Annotated in this window: 14 protein-coding genes, 1 tRNA gene and 1 pseudogene; 5 read left to right on the top strand and 11 right to left on the bottom strand. The window is 67.6% G+C overall.

The window, feature by feature from the left end; all coding sequences use genetic code 11:
• The 3 genes from MJ797_RS22860 to MJ797_RS22850 all read right to left on the bottom strand — a co-directional run.
• Window positions 1-1,390, bottom strand: a 1,390-nt coding sequence (locus MJ797_RS22860; RefSeq protein WP_239341068.1) for an FtsK/SpoIIIE domain-containing protein, incomplete at its 3' end; no start/stop codon positions are given.
• A 119-nt stretch (window positions 1,391-1,509) separates the two neighbouring features.
• Window positions 1,510-1,827, bottom strand: coding sequence for a hypothetical protein (locus MJ797_RS22855; protein ID WP_239341066.1), 318 nt, complete (start codon window positions 1,825-1,827; stop codon window positions 1,510-1,512).
• Complete coding sequence (locus tag MJ797_RS22850; RefSeq protein ID WP_239341064.1) at window positions 1,824-2,246, bottom strand: plasmid replication, integration and excision activator; 423 nt, start codon at window positions 2,244-2,246, stop codon at window positions 1,824-1,826. The genes MJ797_RS22855 and MJ797_RS22850 overlap by 4 nt, the downstream gene beginning before the upstream one ends.
• Before the next feature lie 192 nt (window positions 2,247-2,438).
• Between MJ797_RS22850 and MJ797_RS22845 the strand changes: the two genes are divergently transcribed.
• Complete coding sequence (locus MJ797_RS22845; protein ID WP_239341062.1) at window positions 2,439-2,846, top strand: helix-turn-helix transcriptional regulator; 408 nt, start codon at window positions 2,439-2,441, stop codon at window positions 2,844-2,846.
• Between the two features lie 87 nt (window positions 2,847-2,933).
• Here MJ797_RS22845 and MJ797_RS22840 read toward each other — a convergent pair whose 3' ends face one another.
• Both MJ797_RS22840 and MJ797_RS22835 read right to left on the bottom strand, forming a co-directional pair.
• Entirely contained in the window at window positions 2,934-3,161 is a 228-nt protein-coding gene (locus MJ797_RS22840; protein WP_239341060.1) for a hypothetical protein, read from the bottom strand.
• Window positions 3,158-3,457: a hypothetical protein gene (locus tag MJ797_RS22835; protein WP_239341058.1), complete on the bottom strand. Its 300-nt coding sequence runs from the start codon at window positions 3,455-3,457 to the stop codon at window positions 3,158-3,160. The genes MJ797_RS22840 and MJ797_RS22835 overlap by 4 nt, the downstream gene beginning before the upstream one ends.
• A gap of 166 nt (window positions 3,458-3,623) precedes the next feature.
• Between MJ797_RS22835 and MJ797_RS22830 the strand changes: the two genes are divergently transcribed.
• On the top strand, window positions 3,624-5,057 hold the full coding sequence (locus MJ797_RS22830; protein WP_239341056.1) for a helix-turn-helix transcriptional regulator: 1,434 nt from the start codon (window positions 3,624-3,626) through the stop codon (window positions 5,055-5,057).
• A gap of 102 nt (window positions 5,058-5,159) precedes the next feature.
• Window positions 5,160-5,876 (top strand): PhzF family phenazine biosynthesis protein, encoded by a 717-nt coding sequence (locus MJ797_RS22825; protein ID WP_239341053.1) that lies wholly within the window; start codon window positions 5,160-5,162, stop codon window positions 5,874-5,876.
• A gap of 475 nt (window positions 5,877-6,351) precedes the next feature.
• Here MJ797_RS22825 and MJ797_RS22820 read toward each other — a convergent pair whose 3' ends face one another.
• From MJ797_RS22820 to MJ797_RS22810, 3 genes are all read right to left on the bottom strand, one after another.
• Complete coding sequence (locus MJ797_RS22820; protein ID WP_239341051.1) at window positions 6,352-8,994, bottom strand: toll/interleukin-1 receptor domain-containing protein; 2,643 nt, start codon at window positions 8,992-8,994, stop codon at window positions 6,352-6,354.
• Between the two features lie 596 nt (window positions 8,995-9,590).
• Complete coding sequence (locus MJ797_RS22815) at window positions 9,591-9,983, bottom strand: WD40 repeat domain-containing protein (protein WP_239341049.1); 393 nt, start codon at window positions 9,981-9,983, stop codon at window positions 9,591-9,593.
• Between the two features lie 472 nt (window positions 9,984-10,455).
• Window positions 10,456-10,659 (bottom strand): hypothetical protein, encoded by a 204-nt coding sequence (locus MJ797_RS22810; protein ID WP_239341047.1) that lies wholly within the window; start codon window positions 10,657-10,659, stop codon window positions 10,456-10,458.
• An 11-nt stretch (window positions 10,660-10,670) separates the two neighbouring features.
• On the opposite strand from MJ797_RS22810, the gene MJ797_RS22805 reads away from it, so the two are divergent.
• A tRNA-Ser gene (locus tag MJ797_RS22805) sits at window positions 10,671-10,760 on the top strand.
• A gap of 589 nt (window positions 10,761-11,349) precedes the next feature.
• Here the strand turns inward: MJ797_RS22805 and MJ797_RS22800 are convergent.
• The 3 genes and pseudogenes from MJ797_RS22800 to MJ797_RS22795 form a co-directional block, all read right to left on the bottom strand.
• On the bottom strand, window positions 11,350-12,405 hold the full coding sequence (locus MJ797_RS22800) for a hypothetical protein (RefSeq protein ID WP_239341045.1): 1,056 nt from the start codon (window positions 12,403-12,405) through the stop codon (window positions 11,350-11,352).
• 147 nt (window positions 12,406-12,552) lie between these two features.
• A pseudogene (locus MJ797_RS27615) lies at window positions 12,553-12,738 on the bottom strand (helix-turn-helix domain-containing protein); the annotation flags it as partial.
• 879 nt (window positions 12,739-13,617) lie between these two features.
• A complete protein-coding gene (locus MJ797_RS22795) occupies window positions 13,618-13,776 on the bottom strand; it encodes a transposase (protein WP_239341043.1) in 159 nt (52 codons plus the stop codon).
• Window positions 13,777-13,852: 76 nt separating this feature from the next.
• Between MJ797_RS22795 and MJ797_RS22790 the strand changes: the two genes are divergently transcribed.
• The coding region (locus MJ797_RS22790) for a hypothetical protein (protein WP_239341041.1) at window positions 13,853-14,102 on the top strand (250 nt) is incomplete at its 3' end.

The raw sequence follows: 14,102 nt of genomic DNA, 5'->3' as shown, positions 1-14,102 counted from the left end.
TCCAGCAGGCCCGGACCCGCACCGGGTCGGCCTGCCCGTCGGCGAGCACGTAGCCGACCCCGGGCAGGTCCTCGCCGATCTCGTCGGCGCGTGCCCCGCGGTCGCGGGCACCATCACCCAAGACGAGATCAACCTGGTCGGTTTCGGTCATCCGCAGCGCGACCCGGACCGGGAACAGGTCCCGAAACGGCAGCACCTCTTTACGGGGGTCCTGCACCGCCCCGATCACGACCACGCCCGGTGCCCGGCCTTGGGACAGCAGCAGCGGTAGCGACGCCGCCAGCCGCCGCTTCAGCTCCCGGTCGGTCACATACGCCGTCAGCGAAGCAAGTTCGTCGACGATCACTACGATCAGCGGTTCACCGACGGTGGGGGTGTGCAACCGGGCCACCCCGCGCAGCCGGGCCGCCCGGTCCCGCATGACGGTGACGGCGTCGTCGAGGAGATCGGCGATGCTGGCGGTGTCGGTCGCGAACCGGGTGAACATCGCCTGCCCGAACGCGAGTTCCATCCCCCCTTTCGGATCACACACCCACAGCTCCACCAGCCCGGCGCGGACCGCCGGGCCGAGGCCGCGGATCGTCGACCAGATGACCGAGCCCTTCCCCGCCCCGGTCGCCCCCGCGATCAGGACATGGGCGCCACGGACCGGGAGCCGCCACAGCTCGCCGTCCTCACGGCGGCCCACCGGCAGCCCCGACAGATCCACCGGCGAGCCGTCGTCCTCCCCGCCGTCTCTGTCCGCATCCGGACCGTCCAGATCGAACGGTGGGACGGGGCCGGCGAGGGGATCGCGGCGGGTGAACTCCACCCAGATGAACCCGACCCGGTCGGCGCGGATCCGACACGACCGGGCGCGGAAGGCGTGGCGCAGTGCTTCGGCCTGCTCCGCCCACAGCTCCGGGGTCTGGCCGTAGAGCAGCTCCACCCGCAGCCGGTCCGCCCACCGATCGCAGCGGACCTGACGAATCCGCGGGAACGTCTCGGCGAAGGAGACCCGCTCGGCGTTCGACGTCGGCATCCGAATCGCCAGACCGGTATGCACCATCACCGGCCGCCACCGCCACCGATACACCACCAGCAGCCGCCACCGCCCCCACACCCAGCGGACCAGCCAGGTGAACGACCGGCGATGGGCCAGCCGCCAGACGACAGCCATCAGGACCAAGCCGGCAACGCCCAGCCCCAGCCCGGTCAGGCCGAACCGCTCCCGAACCACGAGCACGGCGAGCAGCAGGCCGACCGGCACCGGATGCCGCACGAGAAAGACCAGCACGTGGGCGCATATCTTGCCGGCAAGCCCAACAAGCAGCATCCACAATGGCACATCCACGGTGGGATGCCGGGTCGGGACTTCGGGAAACGGCCGGGAGCCGTTGATTCTGGCCATGACAGATCACACCCACCTTGCCTACGGACGAAAAGAAATAAGGGGCAACGGTCCGGGACCAGCGGAGAAGAAAGAAAATCAGACAGCCGTCCCGGAACCCGCGACAAGCCGAACCCGGCTCAGGCCGCTCTGACCGGCCCGGTCTTTACCTCGGCGGCCACCCGGTCCAGCACAAGCCGTTCACAATCGATCAGATAGTCGTTGGCGGCCTGCACCAACGCGTGAGCGAAATCAATATGATCAGCGGTCATGATCCCATCCGCCGTGGAGAGGGACAGATGGGCACCGGGGGTGTTCAACGCGAGAATCGGCCGCTCATCCGGATAGGTGAGGCAACGCACCGACCAGTCCGAACCCACATGCAGGCCCACATGCCAGCTCGACCCAACCGTCACCCGCTCGCCGCCGCTGCCCGCGGTGGACGTGTGCCCGGTCATGCCGCCGCCCGCCCGTCGGCGACCCGCCGGCCCGTAGCACCGACTGGCCGGAGGCCGGTCGCCCGCAACGCCAGCCCCTGCCGCGGCTTCGAGCCGTTCATGTTCACATACGGCGTCACCGTCAACCCGTCGAACTCCACCGGCCGCAACACCGTCCCCGCCAACGGCTCCGGCGGCACCGGCTGCACCGCCGCGGCGATCTTCACCTTCACTTCCGCCGACCCGGCCCGCGCGTTCGGGTCGGCGTCCATGACCCGTACCGCCCACACCAACACACCGGTAATCTTGTCGCGTTCCTGCGCGTCGGCCACCCCCGCCTTGACCTTGTCGAAATCGTTGGCCGGTTCCACGCCGAGTACATACGCGCCGTGGGGAAACACGTCCTCGAACCGCACGGGAATCCTTTGCGGTACCGCCATCGCCGCCCACCTCCGTAGGAATCAGGTCCGGGTGTTGCCGGCATCTCGCCGTGCTCCGGACAGCTCCCACAGTGCGCCGCTCATGGAGCGCTCGCCAAGCGCTTTCCACTCGGTGTATACAGCCGCTGGATAATTTCCAGCATCACGACGTAGATCGGAATCGGAAGTACACCACACCATTATCTTTGCTGCATGACAAACAACGTTCCCGTGCACACCGCTCGCGGCCCGCGCCCCAACGAGGACTGGACCGCGGTCGCCGACACAGTCAACGCACGCATGGCTCAGCAGCGGATCGGTCAGAAGGCGCTCGCCGACACCTCCGGGGTATCGGTGGCAACACTGCGCCGGATCCAGCACGGCGCCCACGGCCGCCGCGTCCAGAACACGACGCTCACGGCGATCGCCCGCGCCCTCGACTGGCCCGACGACCACCTGATCCGCGTCCTCCAGGCAGGAGGCACCCCCACGAGCGTCGGTCAGCCCACCGAGCGGGAGATCCTCGCCGGTATCGACCGCATCGAACAGCGCCTGGACGACGTCTGCCGCCGCCTGGCCGCCGTCGAGGAACTCGTCACCACGCAGGCAGCAAACAGGTAAGGAGCCAGCACCCCGACAACGGACGATTCCGCCCCTCGGGATCCTGACCCCTTGTATGCTCCCTGCGGTTTCCGCCGCGCGACGACCTCAGCCCGGTTTCGACGTCGTGCCGTCTGCCTCCCGCGACGACGTCAGCTCACCGGCCGGCCGGAACACCAGCGTCACATCCACATCACCGAACGCCTCGGCGAACCCCACCCCATCCGGTAACGCCGCCCAGGCCCGCAGCACCTCCACCGGACGATCCGCCGGCCGAATCGTGATCGAACAGGTGTCCCCGTCGACGATGACCCGGGTGTCTGCCCCGCTGGTCATCGGCCGCCGGCCCGCCGCACCGACCGTGCCAACGCCGCCCCCAGCAGCACCCGCCCGGCCGCCGGCATCGTGACCGTGTCGACGAAGAAGAACAGCGGGCACACCTGATAGTCATGCCAGCCGCTCTCCACCGCGAACAGCTCCGCCGACGCAGGCGAATCAAACGTGATCGTGGTGTCCCGGACCCGCCGGTCGCCCCCCGGCTCGAAACGCACCACCCCGTAAAGGACCGGCAGCCGCTCGCCGTCGTCTCCGATGGTCGCTGGGCTTGTCGTGGGCTCTGTCGCTGACCGCATCCCATCCCGCTTTCGTCTCCGCTGGTTGGACACCGACCCAGCCCTACAATGATCATTTCTCGGCATGGGCCAGACCGGCTCCCGGCCACGATTACGAGCCGGACGAACGGTGAAAAGGCCGCCAGCCGTATACATCCGGTGGTTAAACTGGCGGATGGTGCGCAGCATGAGACCGATTGCGCCCAACCATCCCGGCAGGAAGGCAGCCGTGACGTCCCGCAACCACGAGCTACCCGCCACACCCGCCGACCTGTGGGACCGCCCGGACATGACCCAGGCCCTTGACCAGCGCGACATGGCCACGGTGTTGAAGACGTTCCAGAAATGGACCGGTGCCACCCAAGGGCAAATCGCTACCGCGTGTGGCATGCCCCAGTCGCATATCAGCGAGATCCGCAACGGCAAACGACAAGTGATAACGCTGGCCGTCTTCGAGCGGCTCGCGAACGGCCTGAACATCCCCCGCGCCCGCCTCGGCCTGGACGACGAGAAAGCCCACCAGGAAAGCAGGACGACCACCACCGTCAGATCTGACGGATCCACCGCGAACACACCCGCACAGCCCACCCGCCGCACGGTGTCGCTCGGCCTCCCAGCAGCTATCGGTATCGAGATGCTCCCTGGCGAGCTGGTCACCGCGACCGCCCGGGAGTCCGCCGCGTTCGTGCGACGCATCGGCGGCGCGACCGTGGACCCCCTCCTGATCGAACAGCTCGCCGACGACGTCGCCCGCCTGGCGGTCGAGGCGATCGCCACGCCACCCGAAGACATGCTGACCGAGGCCCACCACATGCGCACCCAGGTATTCGCCGCCCTGGACCAGGGATGCCGTCCCACCCAGATGCGCGACCTCTACCTGATCGGCGGCCAGCTCTCCGGCATCCTCGCCTACGCCGCCCTCGACCTCGACGAACCCCGCGCGGCCATGACCAACGCCCGAAGCGCGCTGATGTGCGCCGACATGGCCGGGCACACCGGCCTTGCCATCTGGGTCCGTGGCACCCAAAGCCTGATCGCCCGCTTCGCCACCCGCTACACCGACGCCCACCAGTACATCCGCGCCGGTATGGCGCTACACCCCACCGGCGCGGGGCTCGCGCGTCTGGCCAGCGGCGAAGCACAGTGCCTGGCCCACTTCGGGGACAGCACCGGTACCCGCGCCGCACTCACCACCGCGGTCAAGGCCATCGACAGCCCGGGCATCCCCGGTGACATCGACACCGGCCTGTTCACGTTCACCCGCGCGAAAACCCACTACTACGGCGCAAGTAGCCTCATCTGGTTCACCGACCGCGCTGACGCGGCAGCCGCGGAAGACGCCGCGACCACCGCCATCGACCTGTTCCAGACCGGACCGGCCGAGGAACGTTTCCTCACCGACGAGATCCTCGCTCACATCTACCTGGCGACCGCCCGGCTTCTCCTCGGCAATATCGACGGAGTCGTTGACGCCCTGCAACCGGTACTGACTATCCCGCGGGAGAACCGCGTGTCCTGGCACCGCCGCCGCCTCGACCGCATCGTCTCCATGCTCAACGCCCAGCGTTACCACAACGCCGGCAGCGCCGCTGATCTCCGTCACGAGATCGCCGCCTTCTAACCCTGGTCCGTTCGCCGCCACCGCAGCCCCTGGGCTGAGCGCTTACCAACCGCAGCCGAACCGCGCATCCAGCAGACAGGAACCGCTCACAGCAGGCATCGTGTGGGCAGGCATCCGGCCGGCAAGGAGGCGCGGCACGTGGTCACGGTACGAGTCCTCCGGGTATTCACCGATCATGCCGGTAGGTACGGTAACCCCCTCGGCATCATCGAGAACGCCCCGGTCACCGTCCCCGACTGTGACCGCCGGCAGGCCATCGCCGCCGCTCTCGGCTACAGCGAAACCGTGTTCATCGACGACCCCGACAAAGCCCTCATCACGATCTACACCCCGCGTCGGGAACTTCCGTTCGCGGGACATCCCGCCGTCGGCGCCGCCTGGATGATCGCACGCCTCACCGGAACCCACCCCGACGTTCTCCGAATGCCAGGCGGAGAGGCCGCAACCTGGACCGATCAGGAGGGGGTATGGGTCCGCGCCCCACTCGCGATCACCCCGCCGTGGTGGCAGGAACGTCTCGCCAACGCCGAGCAGGTCGACGCCCTCACCGGGCCGATCAATCCTGCCCAGGAGATGACCCAGGTCTGGGCGTGGCAAAACGAAACCGCAGGCACCATTCGAGCCCGTACCTTCGCCGCCCGACTCGGCATCGTCGAGGACGAAGCCACCGGCTCAGCCTCCATGCGCCTGGCCGCCGCACTCGGACGCCGCCTCACCATCTGGCACGGCCAAGGTTCGATCATCCACGCCGAACCCGGACCCCCCGGCTACGCCGCCATCGGCGGACACGTCACCGAAGACGACCCCCGCATCATCTGATCCGACCAGCGGCGAACGACTCGCACCACAGCGGATAAGCCCGGCAGACTGCCGAATTGCCCGTTTTAGGATCAAGTTGCGGCGCGAGCCGCGCCCCGCGACCGGCTGCGCGCGACCTGCCGGCCGTGCTCACCGGGCGCGTCGCTAGCCCGCCACCGCACTCGTGGGTGTGACGGCTCCGGACTCGGGCTAGTTACTCTGACCCCGGCGGGGACGCCATGACGGCGTGAAAACCCCGTGGGCAGGCGGCGCGGCGACGGGGACTGATGGTTACATACCGGGACGTAGCCACCCTGTTTTCCGGTCAAGTGTTGCAGAAGGTGGCCTGCCTGGTTTTGGTAGTGGCCGCGCAGACAGCGGCGGGGACCTTACGTCAAGCTTGGTCATACGAGGGCAGCGCCGATCGACCTGAACGAGCTGGGACAGCAGCGCGGTGGCGGCAGGCGGAGGCTGCGGAGAACGGTGCGATAGCAGATCACAGCCGCCCGGCGAGGTGCCGTTGGAGCTCCGCGTGGCGGAACTGGTAGGCCGCGCCAGCTTGCCGCAGCGTTCCCCGCTGTTGGTGCGCATCGGTGAGGAAACGCATCAACCGCCACGGCAGCCGACCTCGCAGGGCCAGCCACCACCGGGCGGCAGCGAACCATCCCCACATGGTCCGGGAGAGCCCGGCCACGAGCCCGGCCACGAGCCCGATCATGAGCCCGGTCGCGAGCCCCAGCGTGAGTCCGGTCGTGACCGTAAACCCGATCGTGAGCCCGGTTGTTAGCCCATTCGTGAGCCAATTCGTGAGCGTGATCGTGAGCCCGACCGTGAGTCCGACCGCGAGCCCGGCCGCGAGCCCGTTCGTGAGCCCGATCGCAAGCCCGGACAGGAGGCCTACCATGAGCCCGTTCGTGAGCCCGCCTGCGGGCCCGTTCGTGAGCCCGATCGTGAGCCCGGCTGCGAGCCCGCCCAGGAGTCCGCCCGTGAGTCCGCTCGTGAGAACGAACGCAAGCAGGACGTTACGGAAGGTGCTGCGGTCCTGGCCGAGAATGCTGTGCGGGTTGGTGGCCTCTGTCGGCTCCCCCGGCCGAGGTCTGAGCCCGACCGTGAGTGCGAACATGAGAGCGACTGTGAGCCCCGCGGTGAGCCCGACTGTGGGCCCGCCCGCGAGCCCGATCGCGAGCCCGAACACGAGCGCGACCAGGAACGTGGCCGCGAGCCCGCCCCGGGTGAGTGACCAGCGCAGTCCCTGGGCAGGCCGGTCCGGTCCCTCCACGAACCCGGCCGGGATGCCGAACGCGAGCCCGCCCAGGAGTCCAGTCAGGAGCCCGGTCAGAGGCCCGAGCAGGCACCCGCTGAGAAGCGCAGCCGCTGCCCCGCTCCCTGCCCCAGCGACGAGCCCGGTGAAGGTGCGGGGAGCGGCGGTGCGCAGCTGCCACCAGGCCAGGTCGGTGGTGCCACCCAGGCGGTGTTCGAGGTGGCCGGCGAGGAAGACCAGCCAGCGCTGCGCATCGGCCGGCTTCCACGGGCAGCGCAACGCCGGGTCGGGATGGGGCCGGTAGGCCGCCGGGAGGAACCCGTCGAACAGGTGCCGCTCGACCGCCTGCCGGCTCGCGAGCCCGGGGCCAAGGAGATCATCAGGGCTGGGCAGAGCGGTGACTGGCTCGCCGGGCCGCGGAGTGTAGATCGTCCGTGCCAGGGTGGTCATCAGCGGGGTGGTCAGCGCCTGCCCCACCGGGTGTGCCGGATCGGTCAGGACATCCAGCACCCGACCCCACCGGGCCCGCCCGGCTGGCCCGCCCGCCGAGGCTCGCAGGTAGTCGGCGACCACACCGGCATCCAGCGGACACAGCTGGATACCGGCGGCGCTGGACAGCTGCATCCCGGGCACCCCGTCATCCGGACTGACCGCCGCCCGGTACGGGCCGGTGCGGGCCGTGAGCACCAGCCCGACCCCGGGCCGCAGCGCCTCGTTCAACTCGGCGAGCGCACGGCCGTGGGCCGCTTCAGTGATCTCGTCCAAGCCGTCGAGCACCGGCAGGAGCAGGCCAGCGTCCCACAGCGCCCGCGCCCAGCTCACCCCCCGCCGAGTCCTGGTCACCCGCACTCGCAGCGCCGGGTGGTCCAGGCACAGCCGGCGTTCCAACCAGTCCCACAGATGCTCTCGGGTCGGGTCCCAGGACGCCAGCGGCACCAGCACCGGCACCGGCCCACCCGGGGCGCGGCAGGCCAGCAGGTCCAGCACCAGCCGGACGATCAGAATGGTCTTGCCCGCTCCCGGTTCGCCGAGCACCAGCAGCCGGCCGGTCGGCACCCGAGCGAGCAGTCCGGCGATGTGGTCCCCGCCGCCGGCTAACGCCGCCGGTCCCGGTGCCCACCACGCCCGGTCCGGCTCCGGCCAACCTGCCGAACAGGCCGCCTGTTGCAGCACTGCCCAGTCCGTGACCAAGGCTTCCTCGGCCGCCTCCCAGCGTACCGGGATCGTGTACGGGTCGTTGACTCGCCGTAATTCCACCTCCGCTTCCCAGCGGCGGCGTACCGCCACCGCGATCTGATCTGCCATCGTTGCGCTGAGCGACTCACGGATGGCACGCTGCGCCAGCGGCGGCGCATTCCGCACCGGCGGCAGATCCGGTGGGAACACCGGACCGCCCACCGTCGCCCCCGCACTGCCCAGACCACCGGGGAACCCTGGTTCCGTGGCGGGTTTCCCCCGCTCACCCGCAGCGGCGGCGACCACCATGTGCCGCGCCGCATCCTGGGTGATCCCAAACAGATCCACCGAGACAAGCTGGCCCAGCAAGCCCGGACGGTCGCATTCCTCCACCCGGAACACCAACAGCTTGCGCGTTCGCCCCGACGGGTCCGCCGCCCATGCCGCCTGCCACTCCGGTGCTGCGGACACCGAGGTCAGATAGGCCGCCGAGAGCACCACCACCGTCCGGGGCGCCTGCTCGGTCGCCCGGTGCAGCTTCTCCACAAGGTGCGTCCCCGCAGTGAAATCCCATGCCTGGATCACTACCCGGTAGCTGGCGGCCTCCAACGTCCAGGCAATCCACTCCGCCCACTCCCGATCCGCCCCGGTGTATGACACAAAAAAGTCTGGGTCGGTAACCTCGCTGCTTCCATCGGTCACCCACACAGAATGCCACTGTCGCCTAAAGCATCAGAAACCGGCCAATCAACCGGCATCGACCGTGCCCGCCGCGTGCCCGTAGCAGGGGTGAGCATCAGGGCTGCGCGAAGATCGCAATCGGTAACGAGTGGTGGCTCAAAGTAACCACGAGGGGCCCGCTGTCGGACTACCGCTGACGCCCACAGTGCTTGTGCTTCAGGGATTTTTGGATTGTCAGGGGTGCCTGACCGTGGCCGAACGTGTAGTTTGATCAACCCGGAGTGCTACCTTCGCGCAGCCCTGGGTGAGCATCGGGTCGGAGCGGGGAACGACGGTGAGAACCGGACTGCCGCTGACCTGGACAGGAGGGTTCCGGCCCAGGTCAACCGCGGCAGCCGCACAGGTTTCCCAAGCTTGCAACGCGGGTTCGATTCCCGTCGCCCGCTTCACCCTTCCGCCGCAGGTCAACGCAGGTGTCCGACCAGGGGCAGTGTCTCACTCGCTGATCATTTAGATGTCGCAGACCATCCACGGGCCACTACATGGGTACGGGCACTCCAGTAGTGCCATCCTCTCATTGTCCCGCTGCTTGGGACAGTTGGTTACACGCGGTACCGTTAAGGGCGGCAGGCCGCCACAGCCGAGCAGGTCCACGCTCCAAGCGCACGCGTGTACGGCGCTGTCGAGCCGGAGCGCGGGTGCGGGGGTGGTGGTGTCCCAAGCCGCATCGTCTCATCGTCGCTGCCGCTGGCGAGGTGGGTGCCGTCGGGGGAGAACGCCACCGCGTTCACCCCGCGGGCGTGGCCGGACAGGTGTGTCGTCTGCTGTCTGGTGGTGGTGTCCCACAGCCGCACCGTCCCGTCGTCGCTGCCGCTGGCGAGCTGGGTGCCGTCGGGGGAGAACGTCACCGCGTTCACCCCGCGGGTGTGGCCGGACAGCGCCCGCAGCTGCGCGCTCCCGTCTTCCGCACATGGGATTTCGATGTTCCGATCGATGCCATTTTCGATCATGATGACGGGCTCACGTCGATGGTCCACACCCACTGCGACCGGTCGAGCTGAATTCGGTCAGATCGCGCCCTCTGGACGCCAAGGAGACGGACGGCGGACAAACAAAAGATCACACTGCTAGCCCATAGAGTGCACGTGCGGAAGACGGGCGCGCTGTCCACCGCTGCGGGCAGCGGCCAGACAGGTTCGAGCCGGGGACCGGTCAGCGTGTCCAGGTACCGCCGCGCCACCGCGGCGAGCATCGGCACCGAACGGACGCCTCCGCCCACCGCAGGTCGCATGTTACCTCCGCGGCCAGCTTGGTCCGTCCAGCGCTGACCAAGTGGTAGGCCAGCCTGCGGGTCAGATAGTCCCTGACTGGCCCGTCGGGCAGTGCCCACCACGCCGGATCCTTGCTGCTGTGGTCATCGTTGACCAGTATCCGGGCGGCTGTCACTAGCGCGGTGCGCAGTCCCGCTTCACCGAGCTGATGTCATAGGTGGGAACGCACCACACCGTGCAATCCTACCGCGGGGTCGTTGTCTGTCCAGCGGCGCCGGGCCAGCCGCAGGTCCCAGCCGTCCGCCGCATCCCCGTAACCCACCCTCGCCCATACAGGCCCGGACCCGCGCACAGCCGGCACCACGACACCGTGGGGAATCCATGGGGACACCGTGACCAGGACAAGCACGAACACCGGGACCGTCCTGGTTAGCGGCCCCAAGACCGCAGGCCCGTACGGGTCTTGAAAACCGCTAGGGGTGGCAACGCTCCTCGTGGGTTCGAATCCCACGCCCTCCGCTCTGACCAGCGCAAACATGCCCTGAGCTGGGACGATGTACCTGCCTCGTGCCAGTCCGACGGCTCGTACCAAGTCCCATGGTGTCTCACCGGATCCGGCCGTCTCTCGCTGTTTACGGGCGGATAGCGGGCAGATCTTGGACGCTTCCCGCCTGCTTTGCCGATCTCTGTCGTGCACAGTCGGTCCGGTTCGTCCACTGACGTCAGTGCTCGTCCGTACAGTCGGGTTGGCCTGAGCGCCGGTTCCGCCGACGTCCGGGAACGTCCGCCGGCTTGGCTACACGGTTGGCTACATCCGTCGGTACCTCGACAGGATGGACTGACCCGCGGATTATGAAATCTTCCATGTATGTCCGTCGATGTAGGTCGCGCGGCCGGCGGTGTACATGGCTGCCGTCACATGTCCTGGGTTGAGTTGATCCTCTCCGTCGGTCGGGCAGGCTTTGCCCTACCCCGGGTTCCCCCGGCCGGGCAACGGCCGCCGTCATGACGGTACCGGACTGGCTGTGAAGTGGTCCCACTCTCGTAGACAGCGGGCCTGAAGGTCACTGTCCACGAAAGCGGAAACCCTCCAGCCGGCGTGCGCTCAGGGGGCGTTGGAAGGCGGGCCGTCGGCGGTTGCCTGGGACTGCGCCGCCTGCAGATCGCGCAGCATCTCGTGGAGATCCTTCACCGGACTCAGAAAGCGATCACTATTATGGATCATGCTGATTGCCTGGCGTGCCCGCATGAGTGGTATGCCGCGCCGTGATTCAGGGCGGAGTTCGTCCAGTGCCTGGCCGGCAAGGCGGCAGCCGTGTTCGGGTTCACCGCTGCGGATGTAGCAGATGGACCGGTCGATTTTGACCAGCGCCACGTCGATCACGTCGCCGGGAATCTCGAACGAGCGCTGCTGTACCGACAAGGCCGCTGGTGTGTCACCGATGAACATCAACGCGTTCTCCTGGCACATGCGCAGAAGATGTTCGGAGAGTCCGAAGATGTTGGGGGTAGTGTCCTCGGAACCGAGGCGATCGAAAATGCCGTCGGAGCGGCGGACAGCGGCCTGCGCTTCCTGTCGGCGGCCGAGTCGGGCCTGGGCGCGGGCTTCCATCGCGGCGGCGAGCGCACCGGCAGCGCTTGGGGTAGTACCAGCGATCGCCTGCGCCATCCGGGACAATTCGACCGCTCGTATCACCGGCCGGCCGTACCATAGGTTGGACATCGCCTCGTAGGCCAGAACCCAGGCGCGTAGCGCACGATCGCCGGTCTCATCGGCCGCGAGGCGGGCGGTGTGAAACCATTCCTGGCCCTCCTGGCCGACGCTGTTAGATGCGATGGCGATGAGGCCGGCGAGTTGCGCCATAACCCGATAGAGACGTTTCTGGAAATCCAGCGGCTGGCGCTGGCTCAGGGTACGCTGCAGTTCGTTGAGGTGGCACATCGTCTGGGCGAGCAACGTGAAGGGTGGGGATGTAAGCGCGATATATCCGTAGTTGTTTGCGATCGATTCCCAGTTGTCCACGGTGGCTGCGCTGACCGATTGTGTTTCCAGCAGGACGTCTGTTTGCAGCCGGGTTTTCCGCAGGGCTTCGAGCAGCGGCGCCGAGACGGCGGACCCGCTGTAGACACTCAGTAGGCGCAGAAGCCGCCGTCGTTCCACATCATCCTCACTGTCCTGGCCGTCATTGCCACGTCCTCCCGGCAGCCAGGTGGCGGTCGGAGGCGACGCCACGGCGGCTGCCTCGGCCGTGTCCGCAGCCGTGGCGTCGCTGTAGTCGTGGCCGAAGCCCAGCCGGTCCGGACGCGTCCGGTACAGCCGGCACAGCACGTCCAGGTACCGCGGGCTGGGTATGTCCGACCCGTTTTCCCACTGGGAGATCCGTTGATGGGCTAACCGAGGTTCGGTCCCCCAGACGGCCCTGCAAAGGGAGCGAAGTTCCACCACGACCTGTTCCAAGGTCAGGCCTCGGGCGAGCCGGTGTGCGCGCAGCATGCTCACCGAGCAGTGGTTGTGGATCGCCTGAGCGATCTGCCAGTCCGACCGGCCACTCGCGACACCCCGCTGCCTGATGGTCTGCGCGCAGCTTGGCTTGTGAGGTTCGGCCATCGCGGCACCCCTCCCCCCTTGACCCCTGCGGTCCCGGTCGGGCCCAGAACTCAGGACGATATGACCCGCTGCTGTCAATCATGACGAGCCTCCCGTGCTCTGTCCATATCCGGCGTGCCCGCCAATCCGGGGGACCGACGGTTAGCGAGGGACCACCTGGATGCATCGATGCTCGGGCACGGGAACCGGTTGCGCATGGTCAAGTAATGCCGCGCGGGGACTCCCTCTTTCGCTGCGCCGCCTGTAGCCGCTGAGTGTCAGCGATGTCGCGCCGCTCCTCAAAAAAACGAAGCAGTAGCAGAAGGAACACGCTCGCCGCTGCGAATACCACGCTGAGCGCGAGAAGAAAGAACAGAACGTAGACACCGGTTCCCACGGCGCATCACCACACTTCTCATTCCCTGACATCACGATGAAAGCGACAGGACGAGTTTCTCCAGCGCGTCGAGCCACGACAACCAACGCGATACGTACATGCACGCGCCACGTGCACACAACCGCCACCGTAGCTGTTCAGCTGGGTTGGCAGGTTGCTGAGCGTAGTGTCAGATGGATTCGGCGGCGGGTGGGAGCGTGGTGGCTTCGTCTCCTTCGTCCACCTTTGCTGAGCGACACAGCTGGGGACGGAATCTTGAGGAGGAGCGTCCCGGCGGCGGCGTCTCATCCGGTGCGGGTAGCCGTTCGTCCGGGGTGGTCGGGCGTTCGCCGTCCCGTGGGCAATGATCGCGACCGCGGTCGCCTCGTGGTGTGTGCTGATCGCTAGGTTCAGGATGTGGAGTCCACCGGCAGGCCGACGTACCAGGAGTTCGTGCTCCTGCTGGCCGACCGGGACGCCACTGTCGCCGCGCTGGCGTTCTTTGCTTTCGTCACCCAGTTCCCCAGCGTTGACTCGTTGATGCCCAGGCTCTTCGCGATCTCGACCAATGATCGGTCCTAGTCGAGTACCAATTATACCGTTTTGTCCTTGTACTCTTGGGTGTACTTCCGGGGAGCTACCCCCATGACGATCCTTCCTCTCAGGCAGGGAACTTCAGGCCGCTGTCTACGAGAGTGGGACCACTCCAGTCTTGGCCTGGTCCCGGCAGGCGAACTCATGACCGGCGGGCGTGGCTCGTTCATCGGACACGACCATCAGATGATCGATAACATGTTCGCTGGGTACGGCTCCCGTGACCTCACAGTCACCGCGTCTACAGCCGGCACTCACCTGCACGGCTTGGTTGCGTTCAGCGACAAGATCATGACCCGTT

It is taken from the genome of Protofrankia sp. CiP3 (genome assembly GCF_917627345.1).
Lineage (GTDB): Bacteria > Actinomycetota > Actinomycetes > Frankiales > Frankiaceae > Protofrankia.
Note: the sequence above shows the minus strand (reverse complement) of the source record. Positions and strands in the feature narration are given on the sequence as shown.

Coding starts and splice junctions, on each gene's coding strand:
- MJ797_RS22855 (WP_239341066.1), bottom strand. CDS start 1,827: ATGACCGGGCACACGTCCACCGCGGGCAGCGGCGGCGAGCGGGTGACG.
- MJ797_RS22850 (WP_239341064.1), bottom strand. CDS start 2,246: ATGGCGGTACCGCAAAGGATTCCCGTGCGGTTCGAGGACGTGTTTCCC.
- MJ797_RS22845 (WP_239341062.1), top strand. CDS start 2,439: ATGACAAACAACGTTCCCGTGCACACCGCTCGCGGCCCGCGCCCCAAC.
- MJ797_RS22840 (WP_239341060.1), bottom strand. CDS start 3,161: ATGACCAGCGGGGCAGACACCCGGGTCATCGTCGACGGGGACACCTGT.
- MJ797_RS22835 (WP_239341058.1), bottom strand. CDS start 3,457: ATGCGGTCAGCGACAGAGCCCACGACAAGCCCAGCGACCATCGGAGAC.
- MJ797_RS22830 (WP_239341056.1), top strand. CDS start 3,624: ATGAGACCGATTGCGCCCAACCATCCCGGCAGGAAGGCAGCCGTGACG.
- MJ797_RS22815 (WP_239341049.1), bottom strand. CDS start 9,983: ATGATCGAAAATGGCATCGATCGGAACATCGAAATCCCATGTGCGGAA.